The organism is Gardnerella piotii (genome assembly GCF_003397585.1).
Classification (GTDB): Bacteria; Actinomycetota; Actinomycetes; order Actinomycetales; family Bifidobacteriaceae; genus Bifidobacterium; species Bifidobacterium piotii.
In genome coordinates this window covers 1,284,587-1,307,719 of the sequence record NZ_QJUV01000001.1, presented here as the reverse complement: position 1 = coordinate 1,307,719, position 23,133 = coordinate 1,284,587, and the positions used below count along the sequence as shown (strand labels likewise).

Sequence of the window (23,133 nt, the reverse complement as noted above, 5' to 3'; positions counted from 1 at the left end):
TTGTACGCGCTTAACATGTTTAACATGATTAACATGATTGATTTTTGAGTGTCTTTCTAGTCTACATTATGGCGTCAAAGTTTGCCGATGTTGTTTTGTTTCTTCCCGACTTTGTACGTGATTTGGGTGGAATTTGGTACAAAGTGCGTTAATTGGTTCCGCTTTTTGTACGTGTTTTAGGTCAAATTTGGTACAAAGTGCGTTAATTGGTTCCGCTTTTTGTACGTGTTTTAGGTCAAATGTGGTACAAAGTGCGGAAAAGCGATTCCGCAGATTAGTCGCGTCTATTGTGATGTGATTGTTTTTACGATTTTTGCGATTGTATATAGCGATTATCTTTTGAAGAAAAGTATTGTAGAATTGTGTTATAGGTTTCAAACAAACTGGGAAGGCAAGAAATGTTTGGTTCACTTATTTGCTCGGCAGCTGGATTCGCTAACACTCAATCGGGTTCTGCAATACTTGGCTCCATGATTTTTGCAATCGTGGTTGTTCTTGTTGGTATTGGAATTAAGATTTGGAAAAAATACGGCAAGCATTAGAGTATTAGAGTGCTAGAGCACTAGATTTAGCTTAATATTTTTGACTTTCATTTTTCGCGGCATTTTTGTTGGCATTTTAAGACAGCCTTGTAAGACAGCCTTGTAAGGCAGCCTTTTAAGACGGTATTTTTGTGATTGCCATTTTTTATTGCACGCGCGAAGTCGCAGTTTTGTAAATCCGTTGAGGCTTAACGCTACAATAGAGCAGATGAGTGATACAACGACGCAATCGACGGATAAGATTCTTGCAGAGATTGTAGACTCTGTAAAAATTCCTCAATCCCCAGATATAAACAATAAAAAGTCAATAAAAACTGTGAAAAAAGAAAATAAAACTACAAATAAAAATACAAAAACTAAAAAAACTAAAGACTCTGAATCGAATAAGGTGAGTAGGGCATCTAAAGGATTTAAGTCTCCTAAAAGCTCTAAAGCCACTTACAATGCGCTTCCGCCAGTTGTAAACGATCAGCGAGAGGGCGCGCTTGTTGCGCCTCCAAAGTATCGCAAGGGGTCAATGCGAATCGTTCCGCTTGGCGGCTTGGGTGAGATTGGCCGAAATATGAACGTTATTGAATATAACGGCCATATTTTGCTTATAGATTGTGGCGTATTGTTCCCAGAAGAAGAGCAGCCAGGCGTGGATCTGATTTTGCCAGACTTCCACTACATTCAAAACAGACTAGATAAAGTAGACGGGCTAGTTTTAACTCACGGCCACGAAGACCACATTGGCGGCGTGCCGTATTTGCTTAAAATGCGCCCAGATATTCCGCTAATCGGCTCTAAGCTCACTCTTGCGTTTGTTGAAGCAAAGTGCGAAGAACACAAGATTAAGCCAAAAACAATTCAAGTAGAAGGCCGCTCAAAGCTAAAAGTTGGCCCATACAATTTGGAGTTTATTAGCGTAACGCACTCGATTCCAGACGCTCTTGCTGTATGCGTAAAAACTCCTGCTGGAACGATTATAGATACGGGAGATATTAAGCTAGATCAGCTTCCATTAGACCATAGAATCACCGATTTGGTTGAATTTGGAAAGCTTGGCGAGCAAGGAATTGACCTATTGATGGCAGACTCCACAAACGCCGAGGTTCCAGGCTTTGTTAAGCCAGAAACTTCGATTGGCCCAGCCTTGGATCAAGCGTTTGCTAACGCATCGCGCAAGATAATCGTAGCAAGCTTCTCTAGCCATGTTCACCGCGTTCAGCAAGTGGTAGATGCTGCGCACAAGTATGGCAGAAAAGTGGTGTTTGTTGGGCGATCAATGGTTAGGAATATGTCGATTGCGGCCGATCTTGGCTACTTGCATATTCCAGAAAATACTGTTGTAGATCTAAAGCAAGCAAAAGATATTCAAGACGACAAGCTTGTTTATATGTGTACAGGGTCTCAAGGCGAGCCAATGGCAGCACTTGGGCGAATTGCAGACGGAATACACAAAGATATTACAGTTAACGAGTTTGATACCGTTATTCTTGCAAGCTCTCTAATTCCAGGAAACGAGCACGAAGTTTATAAGGTTATTAACAAGCTTGTGCAAATGGGCGCTCGCGTAATCAACAAAGACAATGCTGCGATTCACGTTTCTGGTCATTGCAATGAGGGCGAGTTGCTCTATTTGTACAACATTGTTAAGCCAAAGTGCGCTATGCCAATCCACGGCGAACACAGGCATCTTGTTGCAAACGGTTTGATTGCTGTTAAAACGGGCGTGGACCCTAAGAATGTTGTTTTGGCAGAAGATGGCGATGTTGTGGACTTGTACCACGGAAATGCCGCTGTTGTTGGCTCTGTTCCATGCGGATATGTGTATGTTGACGGCGATTCCGTTGGTGAGCTTACCGACGAAGAACTGGAAAAGCGCAGAATCCTTGGCACAGAAGGCTTTGTGTCTAGTTTTGTAGTTGTAAATACAGATAGCGCAGACGTTGTAGCAGGTCCAAAGATTTACTTGAATGCTGTTGCAGAAGACGAATCTGATTTTGAAAAGGTTCGATCTCAGATTGTTTTCCAGCTTCAAGATGCCATGATGCACGGCGAGAAAGACACGCACAAGCTTCAGCAGATTATGCGCAGAACGCTTGGAAGTTGGATTGCGCGCGCGTTGCGTAGAAAGCCAATGATTGTGCCTGTTGTTGCGGATCTTGCGCAAAAGGATTAGTCAAGTGATTAGTCTGCGATTAATCAAAACTAATCAAGAATCAGAAAAATAGTCAAAAATATAAGAAAAAATAAAGGAAGATATAAGGAAGTTAATATGCCAGGAGCAAATCTGACTCGCGTAGAAGCTGCGGAACGTTTTAGCGCTATCCAAATGCCAATTCACTACACTGTTGCACTTGATTTAGGCAAGGGTGGCCGCGATTTTAAGTCGCACACAAAAATTGAGTTTGGCGCAAAAGTTGGTGGAACAAGCTTCCTCGATTTGATTGCAAACAGTGTTGAATCCGTTGTGCTTAATGGCGTTTCTCTTGACGTTTCTAAGGTTTTTGCAGATAGTCGCATCGAGCTTGCAAATTTGGCCGAGCAAAACACAGTAGAAGTCGTAGCAAATTGCCAATATTCCAACACGGGCGAAGGCTTGCACAGAAGCGTTGATCCTTCCGACGGCAACGTTTACCTTTACACGCAATTTGAGGTTCCAGACGCTCGCCGAGTTTATGCAGTGTTCGATCAGCCAGATTTGAAGGCTGTTTTTGACTTTAGTGTGGATGCTCCAGAAAGTTGGATTGTTACTTCCAACATGCCAGTTAAAAGCGAAACTGCGATTGAAGGCCGTAAGACGGAAGACGGCACTTTGGAAAATGGCGCTGTAGAAGGCATGAAGCGCTGGGTGTTTGAGTCAACTCCAAAAATGAGCTCCTACTTAACTGCGATTTGCGCAGGTCCTTACGCGCAATGGCACACGTCTTACAACAATGAGGACGGCCGCGTAGTTCCAATGGCAATGTACTGCCGTCAAGCACTTAAAGACGCGTTTGCAAAAGATGTTGACTACTTGTTTGACATTACAAAGAAGGGCTTTGCTTTCTACGCTAAGACTTGGGGAGTGCCATACCCATACGCAAAGTACGATCAGATTTACGTGCCAGAATACAACGCTGGCGCTATGGAAAACATTGGTATGGTTACCATTCGCGACCAGTACGTGTTTGAATCTAAAGTTACGGACGCATACGCTGAGCGCCGCGTTGTAACAGTCTTGCATGAGCTTGCACACATGTGGTTCGGTGACTACGTAACTATGAAGTGGTGGAACGATCTTTGGCTCAACGAGTCTTTTGCTGAGTTTACGTCTACGCTTGCAACGGCTGAAGCAACCGAATGGCACGACGCTTGGAGCACGTTTAATTCTGGCGAAAAGAGTTGGGCGCTTAATCAAGATCAGCTTCCAACAACGCATCCGATCGTGGCTCCAATCAACGATTTGAACGACACTTCCGTTAACTTCGATGGCATTACTTACGCAAAGGGTGCTTCTGTTTTGAAACAACTTGTAGCGTATGTTGGACGTAAAAAGTTCTTTGAAGGAATTCACAACTACTTAAGCAAGCACGCCTATAGCAACGCAACTTTGGCTGATTTGTTGCACGAGTTGGAGCTTACAAGCGGCCGCGATCTTAAGGCTTGGAGCGCGCAATGGCTTGAAAAGGCTGGAATTAACACGATTTCTACGGAAGTCGAAGAAGCTAGCGACGGCACTATTGCTTCTTTGCGTTTGCGTCAGAGCGCGCCAGTTGAGCATCCTGTTTTGCGCGCACACCGCTTGGCTGTTGGATTCTACAATGTGGACGAAGCAAGTGGCGAAATTGTGCGCACAAAGCGAATCGAACTAGATGTTGATGGCGAAGTGACGGAAGTGGCGGAAGCGCGCGGATTGCAAAGGCCTGCGCTTATTCTTGTAAACGACGACGACTTGACTTACACAAAGCTACGCTTTGACGAAAAGTCGCTTGAATTTGCTGCAGAAAATCTCTACCGCTTTAAGGATTCTTTGACTCGCTCGCTTATTTGGCTTGCATTGTGGGATATGACTCGCGATGCAGAATTCCCAGCAGAGCGCTTTGTGGAACTTAGCCTTAAGGCCTTGGCAACAGAGCACGAATCAACTACTTTCCGCTATGCTCTTGGTCAAGTAAAGGTAACTGCAAGCCACTATGTTGTGCCTGAGCGTCAAGCAGAAGTTGCAAAGCATGTTGCTCACGAACTCTGGCAGTTGGCTTTGGCAGCTAAAGCAGGATCGGACGAGCAGTTCCAGTTGCTAAAGGCTTATCTTGGCTACGGCGAAGTTGGAGATAGTGAGTTTGTGCAAATCGCTAATGGATTGCTTGACGGTTCTGTGCGCTTAGAAGGTTTGGAAATCGACAACGACTTGCGTTGGAGTATTCTTATTGCTCTTGCAGGCGTGAACGTTTTGGACGAAGCTGGAATTGATGCGGAACTCGCTAAGCGTGATACTACCGAGAATCGCGAATACGCATACCAGGCTCGTGCGGCTCGCTCAACTGCAGAAGCTAAGGATTGGGCTTTTGAACAGGCTTTGCGCAATCTCAATTTAACTAATATGCAAATGGGTGCTGTTGTTGCTGGATTTGCAAGCACTGCTAAAGGTGATTTGGTTAAGCCTTATGTTGAGCGCTACTTTGCGGAAGTTGAGTGGATTTGGAAGAATCGCACATTCCATATGGCGGAAACTTTGATTGAAGGCTTGTATCCAAATTATGCGGATGTAGACGAGTTGGTTGAGCGCGGACAGCGCTGGCTTGATGAGCATAAGGATGCCGACCTTGCTTTGCGTCGTATGGTGCTCGGCAAGCTTGATTCTTCTCGCCGTACGCTTAAAGTGCAGCATTACAACGCTTCGCTCTAGTTTTTTGCAATCAAATAGCAATTTTCAATGTACATTCCTAATAAGAAAATAGGGAAATGTAGATTGTGAATCTAAGTTTATTAAAGATTAGGTTGATTAAAGATTAATTCAAGGAGTCGCAAGATGGCAGAAGATATGCACCAATCAACGCCAACAATACATGGTGAGCAACTAAACGCGGATGGCACGCAAAAAGCACAAGACCGCGTAAATAATCGATCTTTGCGCCCAAACAGCGATTCCTTTAAAGAGTTTATGACTAGCGGCTGGGATAACCAGGAGCCTCAAATCGAACCGCTTGAATCGTCGAAATACACACCAGCGCGTCTAGAGGCGCTTGGCAAGCGATTCCCAGGCGAGCGCCTTGTTATTCCAGCAGGCCAGCCAAAAGTGCGCAATAACGATTGCGACTACGCTTTTAGGCCAGACACAACTTTCGCATATTACACTGGCTTGGGCCAGGATTACGAGGCAGGCGCTGTTCTTGTGCTTGAGCCAGTGCAAGCAGGCAGCGAAGAGGAAGCGGCGGGCAAAACCCACGTTCCGCAGCTTTTTGTGGCACCTCGCGCAGACAATAGCACTGCAGCATTCTATAAAGACCCGCACTACGGCGAATACTGGGTTGGCCCTCGCGCAGGACTTAAAGAGCTTAAGGCTATGACTGGCATTGAAACGCGCGATATTGCCGAGCTTGACGACGCGATTGCAAAAAACGTTAGCGACGATAATAGCTCTGCCGAAAGCGTGCGCGTGCGAATTGTGCGAGAAGCGGATGCTGATCTAACTGCGCGCGTAGATGCTTTAAGAGAAGCGAGCGGATTTAGCGACGAAGATGCAAATATTGCTGCAGACGATAAGTTGCACGAAGTGGCTGCCGAAGCGCGAATGCTTAAAGACGCCTACGAGATTGGCGAAATGCGCAAAGCTGTTGCTGCTACAAAGTTAGGCTTTGATCGCATGCTTACGCGTTTGCCTCAAGCTTTGGGCAAGGATCATTCTGAGCGAATGATTGAAGGCGCTTTTAACTCCGTTGCTCGAGAAGTTGGAAACGAAGTTGGCTACGATACAATTGTTGCTTCTGGCAAGCACGCTCCAATTTTGCACTGGATGCGCAACACGGGCGTGGTTTCTAGCGGCGAACTTTTGCTTATTGACGCAGGTGTGGAAGTCAACAGCCTTTACACAGCAGATATTACGCGAACTTTCCCAACTAATGGCAAGTTTACGGATTTGCAAAAGAAGCTTTACCAGTGCGTTCTCGACGCTCAGCAAGCTGGTTTTGAGGCTGCTAAGCCAGGTGCTACCTACAGCGATATTCACCACGCTTGCATGCGCGTGCTTTCAGAGCATTTGCACGAGTGGGGCATTCTAAAGGTTAGCGTTGAGGAATCGCTTTCTCCGCAAGGTCAGCAGCATCGTCGCTGGCATGCGTGTGGTGTTGCTCACCATTTGGGTCTAGATGTTCACGATTGTGCTCAAGCTCGCTACGAGGCTTATCAGGGTGCGAAGATTACTCCAGGAATGATTTTTACAATCGAGCCTGGCTTGTACTTTGCTGCCAATGATCTTATGCTTCCGCCAGAAATGCGCGGAATAGGAATCCGCATTGAAGATGATGTTTTGATGACGGAGAATGGTCCTGAATGGCTTTCTATTGATATTCCTAAGCAAATCGAAGATGTTGAAGCTTGGATGGCTCAGCGCGCTGCTAAATAGTGTGCTGCTATCTAAACGAATTATCTAGGATTATTTAGAATCATCTAAGACTATCTAAATTAATTATCTAATCTTTACGCAATAATGTTGTTATAGCACTTAGTTGTTATAACAACATTACTTTATTGCGGCTTATGTGTCTTGTGTGCTGCATATGCTTTATATGTTTCATGCGTTTTATACATTTGTGTTTTATACATTTATGTGACTTGTTGCAATAAAGATGTTGATTAACGAGTCGCAGCCAAAATCATCGATACTCTCGAAAGGAATACAATGACTAAGCCAATCGTTCTTTCACTTGGAGAACTACTGTGGGATTTGCTTCCCCAAGGAAAACGAGTTGGAGGTGCTCCAGCAAACTTTGCGTATCACGCGCAATGCAATGGTGCAGAAAGCTACGTTATTAGTGCTGTTGGAGAAGATTCTCTTGGCAATGAACTTGTTGAAGAAGTTGAAAAAGCAGGGATTAAGCATGTTATTCAGCGCAATGCTTGGCCAACTAGTACGGTAGATGTTTCGCTTAGAAATGGCATTCCAGAGTACACGATTGTGCGAAACATTGCGTGGGATCATATTGTTTATACGCGTGAACTTGTGGATCTTGTTAGCAAAGCAGACGCGATTTGCTTTGGCACTCTTAGCTTAAGATCGCAAGAAACGCACGACACTGTTTTGGAGCTTTTAAAGCATGCAAAGCCAAACGCCATGAAGTTCTTCGACATAAACATTCGTAGCGATCATTATTCAAAGGATTTGATTGACGCTCTTCTTAAAGAGGCAACTGTTTTTAAGCTTAACGATTCCGAGCTGCTTCTTCTTAGAGATATGTTCAATATTCGCGAAACTTCCGACAATGAGGCTTGCAAATGGTTCCAAGCTCGCTATGGTTTGGATTACGTGATTTTGACTGGCGGATCTACTTTTAGCGCAATCTTTACTAAGAATGGCGAAAGCTCTACCTACCCAACTCCTCATGTGGAAGTTAACGATACGGTTGGCGCTGGAGACTCATTCTCTGGCACGTTTACTGCAAGGATTTTAGCTGGCGATTCGCTTAAAGACGCGCATCGTGCTGCAATCAACACCGCTGCGTACGTTTGCACTCAAGCAGGAGCGTGGCCAGAGTACCCGAGCGAAATCCCAGACTATCTTTCTAAAGCAGGACTGTAGGCTGCAAAGAATATAAAGGTATGCTCATGGCTGATTTTGTTTGGGACGATAATAAGGCTAAGCACTATGATGGCAAAGAATCCGAGCAGATGATTCAAGCAATGTTTATGCGCGCAGCAGATGATGCGCCAGACATTGATACTGCTGTAAGGCTTCTAAGAGCTGGACGGCCGCGGCAAAATCCTGGACGACACTACTACTGAAAATAAGTGGCGCGCAATATGCTCAAAGTATTCTCTAATTGAGAATACAAGTTGAAAATTAGTAATTACCCCTCGCTCCATGCGGGGGGTAATTTTTTATACTCTTAACTTTTTGTGAAAATGATATAATAGAAGTAGGTTCTTTTTGGCGTGTCACACGCGGTTTTAAGAGCAGTTTAATCGCTTAAACATGCTTAAACATAGTAGTCTAGGTGTGTCGTTTGGTGTGTCGTTACTGTTTGTGACTTGCTGAAAACGTTGAAATAAAGCCATTTTGAGTTATTTAGTGGGGCCTCAGGGGCTTGAACCCTGGACCGACGGATTATGAGTCCGTTGCTCTAACCGACTGAGCTAAAGCCCCACGCTAACAAAGTTAGCAACGACTAGATTAGCACACACCCATAAACGTTTAACACGCTGTTTAACACACTACGATTAACGCGTTGTTTAGCGCGCAAATCGCATGGGTGCGCGCAAGACAAGTCGCAAGCAGCTTTAGAGTAAATAGTTATGCTACTACTTCTTGGTCTCTTCCAGAAGCAAAATTGCTCAAAGCTCCAGTCTTACGAACTGCAACGAACAGAAGCCAAGGAACAATGCCTGCAATCACAAAGCCGCTTATAAGTTCGCAAATCATGTGAATTGTAAGATAGTTTGCGCTCTTGCCCTGGTAGACCACAAACATCAAGTAAATACCATATTCCAGCGCAGTGAGAGTGCCAGAAATTACGCTTAAAGTAAGATTGTACTTTTTGTAGCGAGCGATAGCAAAAGGAAGCTCGCTAAACATGGCTTGCAAGGCGGCAGAAGCTAAAACCATAAATGCAGAGAATTGCTGGCCAAGAATGTTCTCAAACACGGCGCCAACAACGTTTACGTAAATTGCAGCACCAGGCTTGCGGATTAAAAGAAGAGCAAGCGGACCAGACATGTACCAAACGCCGTGCAAAATGCTGCCAAATCCAGGCAAAACTGTGCGCAAAATAGGGGAGATTTGGGAGAAGAACACAATGGTAAAGCCCCAGTAGATTATGCCAAACAAGGCGGCTAGAGCGGCGCCGAGCGATATATCTGCAACGCGCCATTTAAGACTTGCGATTGTTGTTGGTGCAGGATTTGCGTTTGCACGAGCCTTGTCGGTTATTGGAGTTTCGGATTGTGCGGAGTATTGTGCGTTTTCTTCGCTTTGATTGTTTGCGGATTCGTTGTTTAGAATATCACTCATTAGTGTTCCTAACTATTGATTGCTGCGCATTGTAATTTCTTTGAGCGTTTCTCGACCTACGCAGCCTGGGCAGAAACGCCAACGTGTACTTTACCATTTAATAGCCACTAACACGCCTTTATGCGCTAGTTTTGTGCGATTTGTAACGTTTTTGATTATTGCAGAAATCTATAACGCGCTATAAAACCGATTATTCAACGCAAGCAAACATGTTCGCGCGACGACCTGCCTTTTCGCTTGAGAAGCGTAGCGCGCGAGCGATATTTCCCGAGTTTGTACGTGATTTGGGTGGAATGTGGTACAAAGTGCGGAGTTGTTTTACGTGTTTTGTACCACGACACGCCGTAAATCAGGTACAAAAACACTACAGTTATTAATCTAGATAGTTGGAAAAATTAGCGAAACGTAAATCTGAAAACGTAAATCCGAAAACGTAAATCAAAAATAGGGGAGCACAAAATGTCGATGGAACATCCAAATCGCACCAATGAGCGAATTGTTGACGTTGAGCGAGATATTATGAGCCGCGCTCCAGAGCATAACAAGACAAATCTTGATTTAGATAGAATGCGCTTAATTCTTGATATTTTGGGGCATCCAGAGCAGTCTATGCACGTGATTCACATTACTGGCACCAATGGCAAAGGCTCCACGGCGCGCATGGCGGAGGCGATTTGCCGCGCGTACGGTTTGCGCACGGGTCTTTACACTTCGCCGCATTTGCAACGCGTAAATGAGCGAATTATGATTGACGGTCAAGAAATTAGCGATGACCAGTTTGTTGACGTGTTTGATCAAATGAAAGACATTATAAACATGGTTGACGCTCGCATGGATGCTGATGGCAAGCCGCGCATGAGCTTTTTTGAAGTGCTTACAGCTATGGCGATTTGGGCTTTTGCTGACGCTCCTGTAGATGTTGCTGTGATGGAAGTTGGCATGGGCGGCGAATGGGACGCCACTAATGTTATGAACGCGGATGCTGCGATTATTGGCCCTGTAGACATGGACCACATGCAATGGCTTGGAAACACGGTTGAAGAGATTGCGCGCACAAAGGCTGGGATTATTAAGCCAAATTGCACTGTGATTTTGGGGCCGCAGCCACACGAATCGCAAGTTTTGCCGATTATTCAAGAGGTGGCAAATCGCAATAATGCCAAGCTTTTACGCGACTTTAGTGACGGAAGCGGCGAGTTGGAGGTTGTTTCGCGCACTCCAGCTGTTGGTGGTCAAGTTGCCACTTTGCGAACTCCAAATGGCACTTATGAAGATGTTCCAATAGATAAGTTTGGTGTGCATCAGTCGCATAATGCTTTGGCGGCGCTTGCTGCTGCGGAGGTTGTTCTGCCTGTAAATGGCGCTTTAGACGGCGATTTGGTTGCCGAGGCTTTGAGTCAAGTTAAGGTTCCTGGCCGAATTGAGCAAGTTCGCACTTCTCCAACGATTATTATTGACGGCGGCCACAATGTTAATGCTGCTGAGTCTCTTCGTAAAACAATCGAAGAAAACTATAATTTTGAGCAGCTTATTGGCGTTGTGGCAATGATGGCAGATAAGCAAGTTGAAGAATATTTAGGTGTTCTTGAGCCGATTTTAACTAAGATTATTGTTACGCGTAACTCTTGGCGCGACCGCGTGATGGACCCTAAAGACCTAGAGAAGATTGCGATTGGCGTGTTTGGTAAAGATCGCGTGATTCGCGTTGACGATCTTCCAGACGCTATTCAAACGGCAGTGAATCTTGTTGACGAAGACGATGAGCTTGGAGTTGGGTATGGTCACGGAGTGCTGATTTGCGGTAGCTTTGTTACAGCAGGAGATGCGCGCACTATGCTGATTGAGCGCGTTAATCCAGACTTAAAGAAGCCAAAAGATCAACGCGCTAACGTTCATCCAAATCTTGCGGAATGACTTTAGCTACGGATTGACTTGAGCTAAAGAGTTGCTAGCTAAAGAGCCGCTAGCTAAATAGGCGCTTAGCTAAAGAGCCGCTAGCTAAATAGGCGCTTAGCTAAACTAGCTAAATAGGCGCTTAATAACAAGCGAATCGCTTTCGTAAGGAACGTGCTTGTTGTTGTGCTTAATCCAGCGCTCGTCGCCCTTTCCAATAATGAGGATTACGCTTAATAAGTCGTTATCTTCATCGCGTTTGCTGTGCTCGCCGCGCTCTCTAGCTTCGTTTACGCTGTGCTCAATCGCTTGCGTTCTATCGATTATTATTTGCGACTTAACGCTTGGGATTGTTATGCAAGATTGCATATCGTTGCAAATATCCATTGGATCTTCGGTGTTTGTGTCTTCGATTGTAAACACAAACTCGTCGATTCGATTTTGCGCAGCTTGAACAATCTCTTTGCGTCTGTCGTAAGCTTTGTTTCCAGCAGACCCCGTAACAAGAGTAGTGTATAAACTCTGGCTTGCGTATCTTTCTTCAACAAAGTCCAGTAGCGCTTTTACAGAAACGTAATTATGCGCGTAGTCAACGATTGCAATCGTGTTGGATTTTGGATCCTCAAAAATCTCCATGCGCCCTGGAATTTCAACGTTTTCAATCGCGTGCAAAGCTTCAACATTGTTGATTAAATCTGGTTGCGCGTTTTGTGCAATTGCAATCGCAGCCAATGCGTTCTCGTAGTTAAAGTCGCCAGCAATCTTTAGATTGAATTTGTCTATAGCGCTGTAATTAGGCATGTCTTGATTTACGTACTCGCTAGCTTCGCCTTCCAAAATCGCAATACAATGCTCTTGCGAACTTGGTAATTCTTGCGATTCTTTCAACCCTTGCGGCTCTGGTATCGCTACATACCTTGGCAAAACAAGCTCTGGGTATTTTTCGCTGTTTTCGTAAGGATGAATATCGGAATAATCGCTGCATTCTGGGCAATTGCAAGTATTTCCGTCTAGTTCTTCTTTGTGTATTCTGGAAAAAGTCGTGACTTTTACGCCATTTTTTTGTGCGTCTTGAAGAAGCAAATCCGCATGCGCGCAATCCGCATTAAGCACAAGTGCATCCGTATTTTTTACGATTTGACGCTTGCAATACAAATAATCTTCAAAAGTCGGGTGTTCGATTGGGCTTATGTGATCTGGGCTAATGTTCAAAAATGCCGCAACATTAAAGTGCAATCCATACACGCGGTTGACTTTGTACGCTTGCGACGAAACCTCCATAACAAGGTATTTCATGCCATTTTCTACAGCCTGGCTCATCATTCTAAACGCGTCTAGACTTTCTGGCGTAGTCAAGTCCGACTCAACATATGTTTTACCATCTAAACAATTGTCTACCGAAGAGAATAGCGCAGCTTTGCCATTAGAATGTGCGTTCAAAATAGCATGAGTAAAGTATGCTGTGGTTGTTTTGCCTTTTGTTCCCGTAATGCCAATAGTCGTAAGCTTTTCTTGCGGATTGTTAAAGAATGCAGCCGAAAGTACGCTCATTGCTTTACGAACGTCTGTTACAATCAGCCCAACCGCATTTGTGTATTCCGCGTAGCAATCCTGCGCAACGTATGCATTTAAGCCGTTTTTATCTGCGTCTTTAAGGTATTCTGGCTTAAAATTGCCCTTAATAAAAAGCAATGTGTTTGGCTTAATATCGCGCGAATCGTATGTTATGTGGTTGTACGGCTTTGAGTGGCCATTAAAATCGCTAGCATCTATTGACCAAGTTTGGTCGTTTTCGTGCGTTAAATCGTCATGTTTTTGTGCACTTTTATTTTGTATTATTTCTCGCAAAAGATTTTGCTTTAACAAAATATTGCTTGCTTCGTCTAAAGATAATTTTTGTAAAGACATTTCGCTTTTCCGTGTTATTTTCCGTGTTGTTTCTGTTATTTGCGTTTTTTATTTTATTTTATTTTAGTTGTGCTTATTTTATGTGCGGCTGCTTGCGATTTTTCCGCGCGCAAATTGCACAAGAATCGCCATTAATCACAACCAGCTTCCTTCGCTAGCTGGTCTTCCTTTAGACTTAAGCCAGCTATCAAAGCTTAATTTCCACTTTGCGTAAGCGTCTCGCTGCCAAGCCATAATCTCGCATAACTTAAGATTTGCAACGTTTTCGTGCAACTCGCTTATAGGCTCAATCAAATCAACTGCAGCAACTGTATCTGCTGTAGCATCGTGAAAATTGCCAATTGGCTCCACTCCATAAAATTGCGTTGTGTAAGTAAGAGTTCGTTTGCCAGTTCGCTTAGAAATGGCTCTATCTATAACAAGCGGGTCTACAACAAGCATCTCGCCGCCATTAATCGTGCTTTTTGGGCGATTTTGCAAAGAGTCAAGACTCCATCTTTGCAAATCATGATTTAGCATTTTAACGTCAAAAGGCGCATTGTATGCAAGAAGTGGAATATTCTTGCTTTGTGCAAGGCTAATGGCTTTTCCAAGCAATTCGATTTCTTGAGTTGGATCGCCTCCGTTTTCTTGCAAAAACTCGTTTGTAAAGCCGTTTACTTCGCTTGCTTTAGGGTTGATTTGCTTATGCGGGTTTACAAGCCACGTTGCAATAACGTCATTGTTACGCCCACGCGCTGGGTCTCTAAAAACGAGCGTTGCAGAGCATATTGAATCACTGCCAATAATTGCGCCCGTTGTTTCTGTGTCGAAGCCAAGCAGCATTGATTTGCACAATGTTGTGTTTTTATCTTGCTGCGGTGCTTTTTCTAGTGCTTCTAGCAACTCATCTATGTTCTTTGCCATGCAATAATCCTAGAATGCAGCGAAGACCCTTGCGTGCGTTTTTGAGTCGTTTGGTTGTTTGATTAAAAATCACGTAAACAAAAAACCCACGGTAATAAATCCGTGGGCTTTTAGTTACAAATTTATACGCAAATCAAACGTATTAAGCATTTGCATTAAGCATTTGGCCTTTTGCCGTGATTTGCTGCCTTTTTGCGGCGAGCCTTGCGCTTACGTCCACGCATACCCATAATAAACTCCTAACGATTAAAATGAACAACCTTACGGATTATCGCACGTTGCCACGACGTTTGATATCTTTAAGCTAGAATATTTGCCACAGTCGCGTTAAGCAAGCTAACCAAATCGTTTGGATTTAGAACAACGTCTAGTCCGCGTTTTCCTCCAGAAACAAGAATCTCGTCAAAGTGCATAACGCTAGCGTCCAACACAGTTTCGTGATGAGTGCGCTGACCAAATGGGCTGATTCCGCCAACAACATAGCCACTTTCTCGTTGAGCTACATCTGGGCTTGTCATGCTGGCTTTTTTGGCATTTACTGCGCTCGCAATCGCCTTCATGCTTAATCGAGCGTTTACTGGCACAATACCAACTACGCGCTTTTCGCCTGTGTCTACCATAAGCGTTTTGCAAACTTGTTCAGCATTTACGCCTAACTTTTGCGCTGCTTCCATGCCGTAGCCGTCGTCCATGTGATCTGCATCGTGCTCGTAATCAACAACGCGGAATGTGATTCCAGCATTTTCTAGCTGTGCGATTGCTGGCGTTGCTTTGCCTGTTGCAGCATGTTTTTTGCCCATTTTTACCCCCGTGTGCAATGCGTTGCGAAAACCCCCTGCGATGAGTCACCGCAAGGGGTTTGTAGCTTTATTCAGCTTTACTAGGCTATCCTGACTAGCCTATTTAGCTTTATTTGTTTCGCTAATTTTACTCAGCAATCTCAGCAAAGTAAAGCAATGTGCGAATCATGTTAGCAGTAAAGCCATACTCGTTGTCGTAGAAGGTAACGGTACGAGCCAAAGTTACGCCGTCAACAGTGTTAACGTCGGTCTGAGTTGGATCGAAAACGCCACCGTGGGTATCGCCAATAATGTCGGAAGACACAATGCTATCGGCGTTGTAGCCAAAGTAATCGCAGTTTTCGAATGCCTTCTTAAAGGCTTCGTTGATTTCTTCGGTGGTTGCTGGCTTCTCGAGAACAGTAGTCAACTCGGTAACAGATCCATCTGGAACCTGAATACGCTGAGCATGACCCTGAAGCTTGCCGTTAACTTCTGGAACAACCTTGCCGATTGCCTTAGCAGCACCAGTGGAGTGCTCGATTGTGTTGCAAGCAGCAGAACGGTTGTTGCGTGGCTTGGAGCCGCGTGGGCCGTCGAGAATCATCTGGGTGCCAGTGTAAGCGTGGATAGTGGTCATAAAGCCAGACTTAATGCCCCACTTATCTTGCAAAAGCTTAACCATTGCAGCCATGGAGTTAGTGGTGCAAGAGCCAGCGGACACAATGTTATCGGTTGGCTTTAAGATCTCTTGGTTTACACCAAACACAACGGTTGGGGTTGTTTCGTCTTTAGCAGGAGCAGAGATAAGAACCTTCTTAGCTCCAGCGTTCAAGTGAGCCTGGGACTTTTCTGCAGAAGTGTAGAAGCCAGTGCATTCGAGCACGAACTCAACGCCATCGTTCTTAACCCATGGAATGTTGTTTGCGTCTTTTTCGGCGTAAACCTTGTAGGTCTTGCCATCTACTACGATTGCGTCTTCGGTGGAAGTCACCTCAACTGGGGTGCCATCGTCGTGGCGGAAAGTGCCATGAGTGCTGTCATACTTAAGCAAGTAAGCAAGCATTGAAGGAGTGGTCAGATCGTTGATGGCTGCGACTTCAATATCGCCAGCTTGACCGCCACGAGCTTGAAGCTCAAAAATACGACGGAATGCCAAACGGCCGATACGTCCAAAGCCGTTAATACCAATCTTGACTGTCATGTGGAATCTCCCTTGAGTGAAACCTCAACGCACGGTTTTGCGATTTTTCGCGATTTTTAACAATACGTTTTCGGTTTTCGTTATTAAACTAACGTGTCCATTTTAATGTGCGGTATGTACTACGTTAGTGCATCATTTTGTACTACACTTGCGCAAGATTTTGCCTTGCTGCATCGCGCATTTGCGATTATTCGCACTATTTTGGCGAAACGGCGAGAGCGCTTGAAATGCTAGTGTTTATATCTCCCAAATCGCCAACTGGTCGCTTAAACCAGCTGACTTGCGGAAGTGGAGCGTCTATAGGGAATGTGATTACAAGAGTGCCTTCGTGAACGTCAATGTGCGCAGGAGTGTCGTTTAGTAATTCGTTGCTTAAGCCTTGAACGGCATCGCCATACATAGTTGCGTGCTGAAGTTGATATTTAAGACCAATCTCGTTTACATCGCTAGAAATAGGCGTGTGCGAGAACACAGAAACCATGCGGCCTTCGGGCCCATTGGACGCAGGAAAGTCAAGGGAACCGTTGTGAATTGCTGTAACAATCGTGCCGTCTCCATACAAGAATCCAATTCCGCCTCTAACTGCAAGTCGAACCATAAGCTGAATATTGGAAATCGTGTGATCAACGCGGCCACCTAAGCCGCCAAAAATATGGAATTCTCTAGAGCCTTTAGACCAGCCAACTTTAAGAGCAGAAAGCAAATCAGGGTCATCTTTTTCGGCAGGAAGTCGCGTAATCGCAGCGTCTGTTGGGAGCTTTAATCGCACAGAGTCAAAATCGCCAATTAGAGCATCAACGTGCAAACCAAGCCTGCACGCATGATCCCAGCCACCATCTGCAGCAATAGTTAAAGCGCGATCAGGAACGTGTTCGCGCGTATGGTCGTAATAATCTCCAGCTGCTAAAACAACGCAGCGCTTCAAAGGCTCCATAGTCATATAATATCGCGCGCGCGGAATTGCGATTATATCGCGTGTTTTGTTGCGATTTGATGCGACTTGTTTAGTATTTTTGAGCATGGTTGATTATTGTCAAGGCTCCAAGTAAAATAGACATTTGGCTTGAGTAATCAAGAAAGTGGTATATCCCACCTGGAAGCCTAAAGGGTTTCGGGTTCATGACTTCGGTCACGTAGCAATATGCTTGCTATAGCGCTATTCTTGAGCGCATTTGATTGATGTTTGAACTTGAATTTATCTTTGACCTTTTGGTGCGCTGTTCCACTGTTTTAACAAGGATTGGAGTCATCATTAGCGACGAACCACGCATTAACGAAGAGATTCGCGTCTCACAAGTACGCCTTATCGGTCCGAAAGGCGAGCAGGTGGGTGTTATTGCGACCTCGGTAGCGTTGAACCTAGCAAAGGAAGCAAACCTCGATCTTGTAGAGGTTGCGCCTACTGCTAAGCCTCCTGTAGCCAAGCTTATTGACTACGGTAAGTACAAGTACAACGAGAAGATTAAGGCTCGTGAAGCGCGTCGTAATCAAAGTACGGCCGAGATTAAGGAAATTCGTTTCCGACTCAAGATTGACGATCACGATTTCGACGTTAAGAAGGGTCATGTTCTTCGATTCCTAAATGGTGGAGACAAAGTAAAAGTCACCATTATGCTGCGCGGCCGCGAACAGTCGAGGCCTGTAGGCGGAGTTGAGTTATTGCGTAGGCTTGCAGATGAGGTTTCCGAAAGTGGAACCGTGGAGTTTGCCCCTAAGCAGGAGGGTCGTAACATAATAATGACTCTTGCGCCTAAGGGTAAAAAGATTCATACTCAGTCTGAGCAGCGTCGTAGAGGCGCTGAATCGCGCGCAGAGCGTCAAGCTCGTCAAGCAGCACGACTTGCGGCAAAGCAAGGAGCTCAGGCAGCGGCCGATGTGTCCGCAAAAGCTTCTGTAGAATCTGATCAGAATCATAAGGAGGGCAGCAATGCCGAAGATGAAAACTAATTCCGCAGCGTCCAAGCGCGTTCGCCTCACCGGCACTGGTAAGGTAATGCACGATGGTAGCGCAATGCGCCACAACTTGGAGCATAAGTCTGCTCGTAAGCGTCGTGCTTTGTCTGCAGATAAGGTTTTAGCTACAGCACAGAGCAAGAATTTGAAGGGCTTGCTAACTAAGTAAGTGCAGTAAAACGAAGACGCAATTAAAAATTTTTAAGAAAGCTGAGGAATACTTATGGCACGAGTAAAACGCGCAGTTAATGCTCACAAGAAGCGTCGCGTTGTTCTTGATAGGGCTTCGGGTTATCGCGGTCAGCGTTCCCGCCTTTATCGCAAGGCAAAGGAACAGCTGCTTCACTCATTTACTTATAACTTCCGCGACCGCAAGGCTCGCAAGGGCGACTTCCGCAAGTTGTGGATTCAGCGCATTAACGCTGCTGTTCGCGCAGAAGGAATCACCTACAACCGCTTTATTCAGGGTTTGCGCTTAGCTGGCATCGAATTGGATCGCCGCGCTTTGGCAGAGCTTGCTGTTAGCGACGTCGAGACCTTTAAGGCAATCGTTGAAGCTGCTAAGGCTGCTTTGCCTGCAGATGTTAATGCTCCAGTAGAAGCCTGATTCTAGTTTATAGGCTTTATTTGAGTGATTTAATCACTTTAAGCATTAAATAGCATTAAATATTAAGTCCGTCTTTTTAGGCGGACTTAATTGTTTTTGTGCATATATTAGGTTCATAACCTGGTTTTGTGTTTAATTATTAAGTGCTTAAGTCGTAGCGTGAAACTGTGGCGCGTCTAGCGCATTGCAGAGTAAAATGGAGCACAGTGTGTTTTTTGAAATCTAATTGAAAGAGTCTGATTATGCCAAATATGTTCGGTACCGATGGTGTTAGGGGATTGGCCAATCGCGATTTAACCGCGCAATTAGCGCTAGATTTAGGCGATGCTGCCGTTCGCGTTTTAGGAGAAGCAACGCATAGCAGTGATTCAAATAGCGAAGATACAGGGAAGAAAATGCACGCTAGGAGAAGGGCGCTGGTTGGTCGCGATACTCGCGTTTCTGGCGATTTCCTAGCATCCGCTTTGGCAGCAGGCATGAGTGCAGGCGGATTTGACGTTATAGACGCTGGCATAATCCCAACTCCTGGCGTGGCCTTTTTAACTTCTGTGCTAAACGTAGAGATGGGTGCAGTAATATCTGCTTCGCATAATCCAATGCCAGATAATGGAATCAAGTTCTTTGCGCGCGGTGGTTTTAAGCTTCCAGACAGTAAAGAAGACGAGATTGAGGCGGTTTTAGGCAAGGATTGGCAGCGTCCTACGGGCAGTGGTGTTGGGCGAATCAGCCACGATACCACTACAGCTACGAATCTTTATATTGATCATCTTGTTTCTTCTGTAGCGCCTTTAAGCAGTGAGTCTTCTACTCGTCCTAAGCCTCTTGCAGGTCTTAGAGTAGTGGCAGATTGCGCAAATGGCGCAACGTCTGTAGTAGCTCCAGAAGCATTGCGCAGGGCTGGCGCAGAAGTGATTGTTATTAACGCTTCTCCAGATGGCTACAACATTAACGATCATGCTGGTTCCACGCATCCCGAGCAGTTGCAAGCTATGGTTAAGGCGTCTAAGGCCGATTTAGGAGTAGCTTTCGACGGAGATGCAGACCGATGCTTGGCTGTAGACGAAAACGGAAACATGGTTAATGGCGACCAAATTATGGGCATTCTTGCGCGTTCTAAGAAGGCCGAAGGCAAGCTGAATCACAATACTCTTGTTGTTACTGTAATGAGCAATCTTGGATTAAAGCTTGCGCTAAAAGACATGGGCATCTCTACTGTTCAAACAAGCGTTGGAGACCGTTACGTTCTAGAAGAGATGCTTAGAGGCGATTATTCTCTTGGCGGCGAGCAGTCGGGGCATGTGATTAATCGCGAGTTTGCAACCACGGGAGATGGCACTCTTACAGCGCTTACGTTGTGTCGAGAAGTTGTGCGAGAGGGCAAGAAGCTTTCACAAATGGCTGCCGACTTCCCACAGCTTCCGCAATGCTTAGTAAATGTGCCAAACGTAGATAAGATGGCTGCTAAAACTAATGCTGATGTTCTTAATGCTGTAGAGAAGGAAAGTGCGCTTTTGGGAGACACGGGTCGCGTTCTTCTTAGACCAAGCGGAACGGAGCCACTTGTGCGCGTTATGTGTGAAGCTGCAACGCAAGAGCAAGCAGATGAGGTTTGCGCGCGACTTGCACAAGTTGTAACGGATAATCTTAAGTTGTAGTTTTACCGACTTTGTACGTGATTTGGGTCAAATTTGGTACAAAGTGCGGAGTTGTTTGACGGGTTTTGTACGTGATTTGGGTCGAATTTGGTACAAAATGCGTCAATTGGTTCCGCTTTTTGTAGCTCAACACGCCGTCTAGAACTACAAAAAGCGGATAATCTTGATATACTAGCTCTTTTGGTATTGTTGTTGATATATGCCATTAGCAATAGTCAAATTTAGACTTATAGAGTTAGAAGTTTTGTAGAATCGCCTTGTAAAGGAGTCCTATGTTTACGCATCACGCAAGTGTCGACACTAAGCTTAGCCGCGCAGTAGGGCGCCTTTTGGATTCTGCTACAGAAGATGGCGTTTTGTCGATTGTTCAAGCAGGGGAGCCTGTTTTAAGGCAGCGCACGGTTGCTTACGATGGTCAGCTTACGCGCGCAACGCTTAATAAGCTTATTTCGCTTATGCACAGCACTATGCTAGACGCTCCAGGAGTTGGTTTGGCCGCTCCGCAAATCGGTCTTGGCTTAGCGATTGCGGTTGTAGAAGATCACGTTAGAGACGACGAAGACGACCCTAGAGATATTGCGGAATTGCCATTTAGGGCGATTATTAACCCGCATTATGAGCCAATTGGCACGCAAACGCGCAGCTTCTATGAGGGCTGCTTAAGTGTTGCAGGGTATCAAGCTGTTCGTCAGCGCTGGCTAGACATTCAAGCCACTTGGCAAGACGAGGATGGAAAGCAACATTCGCAGCGTTTGCACGGTTGGCCAGCGCGAATCTTCCAGCACGAGACGGATCATTTACGCGGTGAGCTTTACATTGATCGCGCAGAAATGCGCTCGCTTTCTAGCGACGAAAACCTTGAGGATTATTGGGCAGATGAGGCTGTTCCTGTAAACGCTGCTAGAACACTAGGCTTTGCGATTTAAAATAAAAGACGAATGCAAAATAAAATCCCCCACAAGTTTTCTTGCGGGGGATTTGCTTATCGCTTATCGCGATTTATTACGCATTGTTACGTAGTTACTATCAGATATGGAAGTAAAGCTCGTACTCAAGTGGCGTTGGAGCCAAGCGAGCCATATCCATCTCTTCGTGCTTTAGATTAAGCCAAGTCTCAATCAAGTCGCTAGTAAAAACATCTCCTTGCATAAGGAAGTCGTGATCTTCTTCCAAAGCCTGCAAAGCCTCACCAAGCGAAGAAGGAACCTGCTTAATGCCGTCGTGCTCTTCTGGAGGAAGCTCGTAGAGATCCTTATCAACAGGAGCAGGAGGCTCAATGTGGTTCATAATGCCGTCTAAGCCAGCCATAAGCTGAGCAGAGAACGCCAAGAACGGGTTGCAAGAAGGATCTGGCGCGCGGAACTCAATACGCTTAGCAGCAGGAGCTTCTCCAGCAAGAGGAATACGAATAGCTGCAGAACGGTTACGAGCCGAGTAGACCAAGTTTACAGGAGCTTCGTAGCCTGGAACCAAGCGGTGATAAGAGTTAAGCGAAGGATTCGTAAAAGCGAGCACAGAAGACGCGTGCTTGATCAAGCCGCCAATGTACCAACGCGCAATATCGGAAAGCTGAGCATAACCAGTTTCCGCATAGAACAATGGCTTGCCATCTTTCCAAAGCGACTGATGGCAGTGCATGCCAGTGCCGTTGTCTCCAGCAATTGGCTTTGGCATAAACGTTGCAGCTTTGCCAGCCAAAGCAGCAGTCTCGTGAACAACGTACTTGTACTTCATTAAGTCGTCGCCAGCGTGAACAAGCGTATTGTAACGGTAGTTAATCTCCTGCTGACCTGCGCCGCCAACCTCGTGGTGAGAGCGCTCAAGAATCAAACCAACCTTTTGAAGATTGTAAACCATGTCGTCGCGCAAGTCTTGATTGTGATCAACAGGTGGCACAGGGAAGTAGCCATGCTTTACGCGATTCTTAAAACCAATGTTGTTGCTGCCATCGTCTTCGGTGTCTATGCCAGAATTCCATGGAGCCTCGTTGGAATCCACCTCGTAGAAGGAGCGCTGCATATCGTTTGCAAAACGCACTTTGTCGAAAATAAAGAATTCGGCTTCTGGAGCAAAGCTTGCGGTATCGGCAATGCCAGTGGCCTTTAAGTAGGCTTCTGCCTTAATTGCCACTTGGCGAGGATCCCTAGAATAAGGCTCGTCTGTTACAGGATCCACAATCGAAAAAGCAACGTTCAAAGTCTTGTGCTTGCGGAATGGGTCAATGTAAGCGGTGTCTACGTCTGGAATAAGCTTCATATCGGACTCGTTAATAGCCTGGAATCCTTGCATAGAAGAGCCGTCGAAGGCCATTCCATCTGTAAATGCGCTGTTTAAGAACTCGCTTGCAGGCACAGTAAAATGCTGCTGAACGCCAATCAAATCAGTAAATCGAACAGATACGTACTCAATGCCTTCTTGCTTAATCAAAGCCTCGGCATCTTCTTTAGTTTGCAAAGTGGTCATGCCACGATCCTTTCATAAAAATCTCAGTAAATA

At 45.4% G+C, this 23,133-nt stretch carries 20 protein-coding genes and 1 tRNA gene; 12 read left to right on the top strand and 9 right to left on the bottom strand.

The features are described from left to right. Nucleotides 1–398: 398 nt before the first annotated feature. The 6 genes from D0T20_RS05625 to D0T20_RS06410 all read left to right on the top strand — a co-directional run bounded on the left by D0T20_RS05625 (nucleotide 399) and on the right by D0T20_RS06410 (nucleotide 8,507). Nucleotides 399–542: a hypothetical protein gene (locus D0T20_RS05625; protein WP_020973320.1), complete on the top strand. Its 144-nt coding sequence runs from the start codon at nucleotides 399–401 to the stop codon at nucleotides 540–542. A 208-nt stretch (nucleotides 543–750) separates the two neighbouring features. Continuing rightward, nucleotides 751–2,706 carry a ribonuclease J gene (locus tag D0T20_RS05620; protein ID WP_016636387.1) on the top strand — a complete coding sequence of 652 codons (1,956 nt, stop codon included), beginning with the start codon at nucleotides 751–753 and terminating at the stop codon, nucleotides 2,704–2,706. 96 nt (nucleotides 2,707–2,802) lie between these two features. Continuing rightward, nucleotides 2,803–5,415: an aminopeptidase N gene (pepN, locus tag D0T20_RS05615; protein WP_116438652.1), complete on the top strand. Its 2,613-nt coding sequence runs from the start codon at nucleotides 2,803–2,805 to the stop codon at nucleotides 5,413–5,415. A gap of 135 nt (nucleotides 5,416–5,550) precedes the next feature. Further along, the gene (locus D0T20_RS05610; RefSeq protein ID WP_409256832.1) at nucleotides 5,551–7,131 is read left to right on the top strand and encodes an aminopeptidase P family protein; all 1,581 of its coding nucleotides are present in this window, start codon (nucleotides 5,551–5,553) and stop codon (nucleotides 7,129–7,131) included. A gap of 276 nt (nucleotides 7,132–7,407) precedes the next feature. Continuing rightward, nucleotides 7,408–8,304: a carbohydrate kinase family protein gene (locus D0T20_RS05605; RefSeq protein WP_004132728.1), complete on the top strand. Its 897-nt coding sequence runs from the start codon at nucleotides 7,408–7,410 to the stop codon at nucleotides 8,302–8,304. 26 nt (nucleotides 8,305–8,330) lie between these two features. Beyond that, nucleotides 8,331–8,507 (top strand): hypothetical protein, encoded by a 177-nt coding sequence (locus D0T20_RS06410; protein ID WP_155237437.1) that lies wholly within the window; start codon nucleotides 8,331–8,333, stop codon nucleotides 8,505–8,507. A gap of 287 nt (nucleotides 8,508–8,794) precedes the next feature. On the opposite strand, the gene D0T20_RS05600 is transcribed toward D0T20_RS06410, so the two are convergent. Then, nucleotides 8,795–8,868 (bottom strand) — tRNA-Ile (locus tag D0T20_RS05600). A 147-nt stretch (nucleotides 8,869–9,015) separates the two neighbouring features. Continuing rightward, nucleotides 9,016–9,732, bottom strand: coding sequence for an ECF transporter S component (locus D0T20_RS05595; RefSeq protein WP_102704924.1), 717 nt, complete (start codon nucleotides 9,730–9,732; stop codon nucleotides 9,016–9,018). Between the two features lie 459 nt (nucleotides 9,733–10,191). On the opposite strand from D0T20_RS05595, the gene D0T20_RS05590 reads away from it, so the two are divergent. Then, nucleotides 10,192–11,646, top strand: a complete 1,455-nt coding sequence (locus D0T20_RS05590; protein WP_032839658.1) for a bifunctional folylpolyglutamate synthase/dihydrofolate synthase — start codon at nucleotides 10,192–10,194, stop codon at nucleotides 11,644–11,646. Nucleotides 11,647–11,751: 105 nt separating this feature from the next. Here the strand turns inward: D0T20_RS05590 and D0T20_RS05585 are convergent, their stop codons facing one another. The 6 genes from D0T20_RS05585 to D0T20_RS05560 all read right to left on the bottom strand — a co-directional run bounded on the left by D0T20_RS05585 (nucleotide 11,752) and on the right by D0T20_RS05560 (nucleotide 17,356). Then, complete coding sequence (locus tag D0T20_RS05585) at nucleotides 11,752–13,533, bottom strand: UDP-N-acetylmuramoyl-L-alanyl-D-glutamate--2,6-diaminopimelate ligase (protein ID WP_116438650.1); 1,782 nt, start codon at nucleotides 13,531–13,533, stop codon at nucleotides 11,752–11,754. A gap of 135 nt (nucleotides 13,534–13,668) precedes the next feature. Then, complete coding sequence (locus tag D0T20_RS05575; protein ID WP_116438648.1) at nucleotides 13,669–14,439, bottom strand: exonuclease domain-containing protein; 771 nt, start codon at nucleotides 14,437–14,439, stop codon at nucleotides 13,669–13,671. A 155-nt stretch (nucleotides 14,440–14,594) separates the two neighbouring features. Continuing rightward, complete coding sequence (locus D0T20_RS06545; protein WP_369803150.1) at nucleotides 14,595–14,669, bottom strand: 50S ribosomal protein bL37; 75 nt, start codon at nucleotides 14,667–14,669, stop codon at nucleotides 14,595–14,597. Between the two features lie 69 nt (nucleotides 14,670–14,738). Next, on the bottom strand, nucleotides 14,739–15,239 hold the full coding sequence (gene ybaK / locus D0T20_RS05570) for a Cys-tRNA(Pro) deacylase (RefSeq protein WP_004130002.1): 501 nt from the start codon (nucleotides 15,237–15,239) through the stop codon (nucleotides 14,739–14,741). A 127-nt stretch (nucleotides 15,240–15,366) separates the two neighbouring features. Next, the gene (gene gap, locus D0T20_RS05565) at nucleotides 15,367–16,422 is read right to left on the bottom strand and encodes a type I glyceraldehyde-3-phosphate dehydrogenase (protein ID WP_004130004.1); all 1,056 of its coding nucleotides are present in this window, start codon (nucleotides 16,420–16,422) and stop codon (nucleotides 15,367–15,369) included. A gap of 196 nt (nucleotides 16,423–16,618) precedes the next feature. Continuing rightward, the gene (locus D0T20_RS05560) at nucleotides 16,619–17,356 is read right to left on the bottom strand and encodes a thiamine diphosphokinase (protein ID WP_116438745.1); all 738 of its coding nucleotides are present in this window, start codon (nucleotides 17,354–17,356) and stop codon (nucleotides 16,619–16,621) included. Nucleotides 17,357–17,601: 245 nt separating this feature from the next. Between D0T20_RS05560 and infC the strand changes: the two genes are divergently transcribed. From infC to D0T20_RS05535, 5 genes are all read left to right on the top strand, one after another. Then, nucleotides 17,602–18,369, top strand: coding sequence for a translation initiation factor IF-3 (gene infC, locus D0T20_RS05555; protein WP_016636400.1), 768 nt, complete (start codon nucleotides 17,602–17,604; stop codon nucleotides 18,367–18,369). Then, entirely contained in the window at nucleotides 18,350–18,544 is a 195-nt protein-coding gene (rpmI, locus tag D0T20_RS05550; protein WP_004132712.1) for a 50S ribosomal protein L35, read from the top strand. Before infC ends, rpmI begins: the two co-directional genes overlap by 20 nt. Before the next feature lie 54 nt (nucleotides 18,545–18,598). After that, nucleotides 18,599–18,982 (top strand): 50S ribosomal protein L20, encoded by a 384-nt coding sequence (gene rplT / locus D0T20_RS05545; protein ID WP_004114536.1) that lies wholly within the window; start codon nucleotides 18,599–18,601, stop codon nucleotides 18,980–18,982. Between the two features lie 242 nt (nucleotides 18,983–19,224). After that, nucleotides 19,225–20,637, top strand: coding sequence for a phosphoglucosamine mutase (glmM, locus tag D0T20_RS05540; protein WP_116438647.1), 1,413 nt, complete (start codon nucleotides 19,225–19,227; stop codon nucleotides 20,635–20,637). Nucleotides 20,638–20,909: 272 nt separating this feature from the next. After that, a complete protein-coding gene (locus D0T20_RS05535; RefSeq protein WP_116438646.1) occupies nucleotides 20,910–21,563 on the top strand; it encodes a peptide deformylase in 654 nt (217 codons plus the stop codon). Nucleotides 21,564–21,663: 100 nt separating this feature from the next. Here the strand turns inward: D0T20_RS05535 and glnA are convergent, their stop codons facing one another. After that, the gene (gene glnA / locus D0T20_RS05530; protein ID WP_016819218.1) at nucleotides 21,664–23,100 is read right to left on the bottom strand and encodes a type I glutamate--ammonia ligase; all 1,437 of its coding nucleotides are present in this window, start codon (nucleotides 23,098–23,100) and stop codon (nucleotides 21,664–21,666) included. Nucleotides 23,101–23,133: the final 33 nt, after the last annotated feature.

Excerpts from the sequence above, each read along its gene's own strand:
- ybaK (WP_004130002.1), bottom strand. The coding sequence starts at position 15,239 with ATGGGCAAAAAACATGCTGCAACAGGCAAAGCAACGCCAGCAATCGCA.
- D0T20_RS05605 (WP_004132728.1), top strand. The coding sequence starts at position 7,408 with ATGACTAAGCCAATCGTTCTTTCACTTGGAGAACTACTGTGGGATTTG.
- D0T20_RS05625 (WP_020973320.1), top strand. The coding sequence starts at position 399 with ATGTTTGGTTCACTTATTTGCTCGGCAGCTGGATTCGCTAACACTCAA.
- D0T20_RS05560 (WP_116438745.1), bottom strand. The coding sequence starts at position 17,356 with ATGGAGCCTTTGAAGCGCTGCGTTGTTTTAGCAGCTGGAGATTATTAC.
- D0T20_RS05610 (WP_409256832.1), top strand. The coding sequence starts at position 5,551 with ATGCACCAATCAACGCCAACAATACATGGTGAGCAACTAAACGCGGAT.
- D0T20_RS05590 (WP_032839658.1), top strand. The coding sequence starts at position 10,192 with ATGTCGATGGAACATCCAAATCGCACCAATGAGCGAATTGTTGACGTT.
- infC (WP_016636400.1), top strand. The coding sequence starts at position 17,602 with ATGTTTGAACTTGAATTTATCTTTGACCTTTTGGTGCGCTGTTCCACT.
- D0T20_RS05585 (WP_116438650.1), bottom strand. The coding sequence starts at position 13,533 with ATGTCTTTACAAAAATTATCTTTAGACGAAGCAAGCAATATTTTGTTA.
- rplT (WP_004114536.1), top strand. The coding sequence starts at position 18,599 with ATGGCACGAGTAAAACGCGCAGTTAATGCTCACAAGAAGCGTCGCGTT.
- pepN (WP_116438652.1), top strand. The coding sequence starts at position 2,803 with ATGCCAGGAGCAAATCTGACTCGCGTAGAAGCTGCGGAACGTTTTAGC.
- D0T20_RS05535 (WP_116438646.1), top strand. The coding sequence starts at position 20,910 with ATGTTTACGCATCACGCAAGTGTCGACACTAAGCTTAGCCGCGCAGTA.
- rpmI (WP_004132712.1), top strand. The coding sequence starts at position 18,350 with ATGCCGAAGATGAAAACTAATTCCGCAGCGTCCAAGCGCGTTCGCCTC.
- D0T20_RS05595 (WP_102704924.1), bottom strand. The coding sequence starts at position 9,732 with ATGAGTGATATTCTAAACAACGAATCCGCAAACAATCAAAGCGAAGAA.
- glmM (WP_116438647.1), top strand. The coding sequence starts at position 19,225 with ATGCCAAATATGTTCGGTACCGATGGTGTTAGGGGATTGGCCAATCGC.
- glnA (WP_016819218.1), bottom strand. The coding sequence starts at position 23,100 with ATGACCACTTTGCAAACTAAAGAAGATGCCGAGGCTTTGATTAAGCAA.
- gap (WP_004130004.1), bottom strand. The coding sequence starts at position 16,422 with ATGACAGTCAAGATTGGTATTAACGGCTTTGGACGTATCGGCCGTTTG.
- D0T20_RS05620 (WP_016636387.1), top strand. The coding sequence starts at position 751 with ATGAGTGATACAACGACGCAATCGACGGATAAGATTCTTGCAGAGATT.
- D0T20_RS05575 (WP_116438648.1), bottom strand. The coding sequence starts at position 14,439 with ATGGCAAAGAACATAGATGAGTTGCTAGAAGCACTAGAAAAAGCACCG.
- D0T20_RS06410 (WP_155237437.1), top strand. The coding sequence starts at position 8,331 with ATGGCTGATTTTGTTTGGGACGATAATAAGGCTAAGCACTATGATGGC.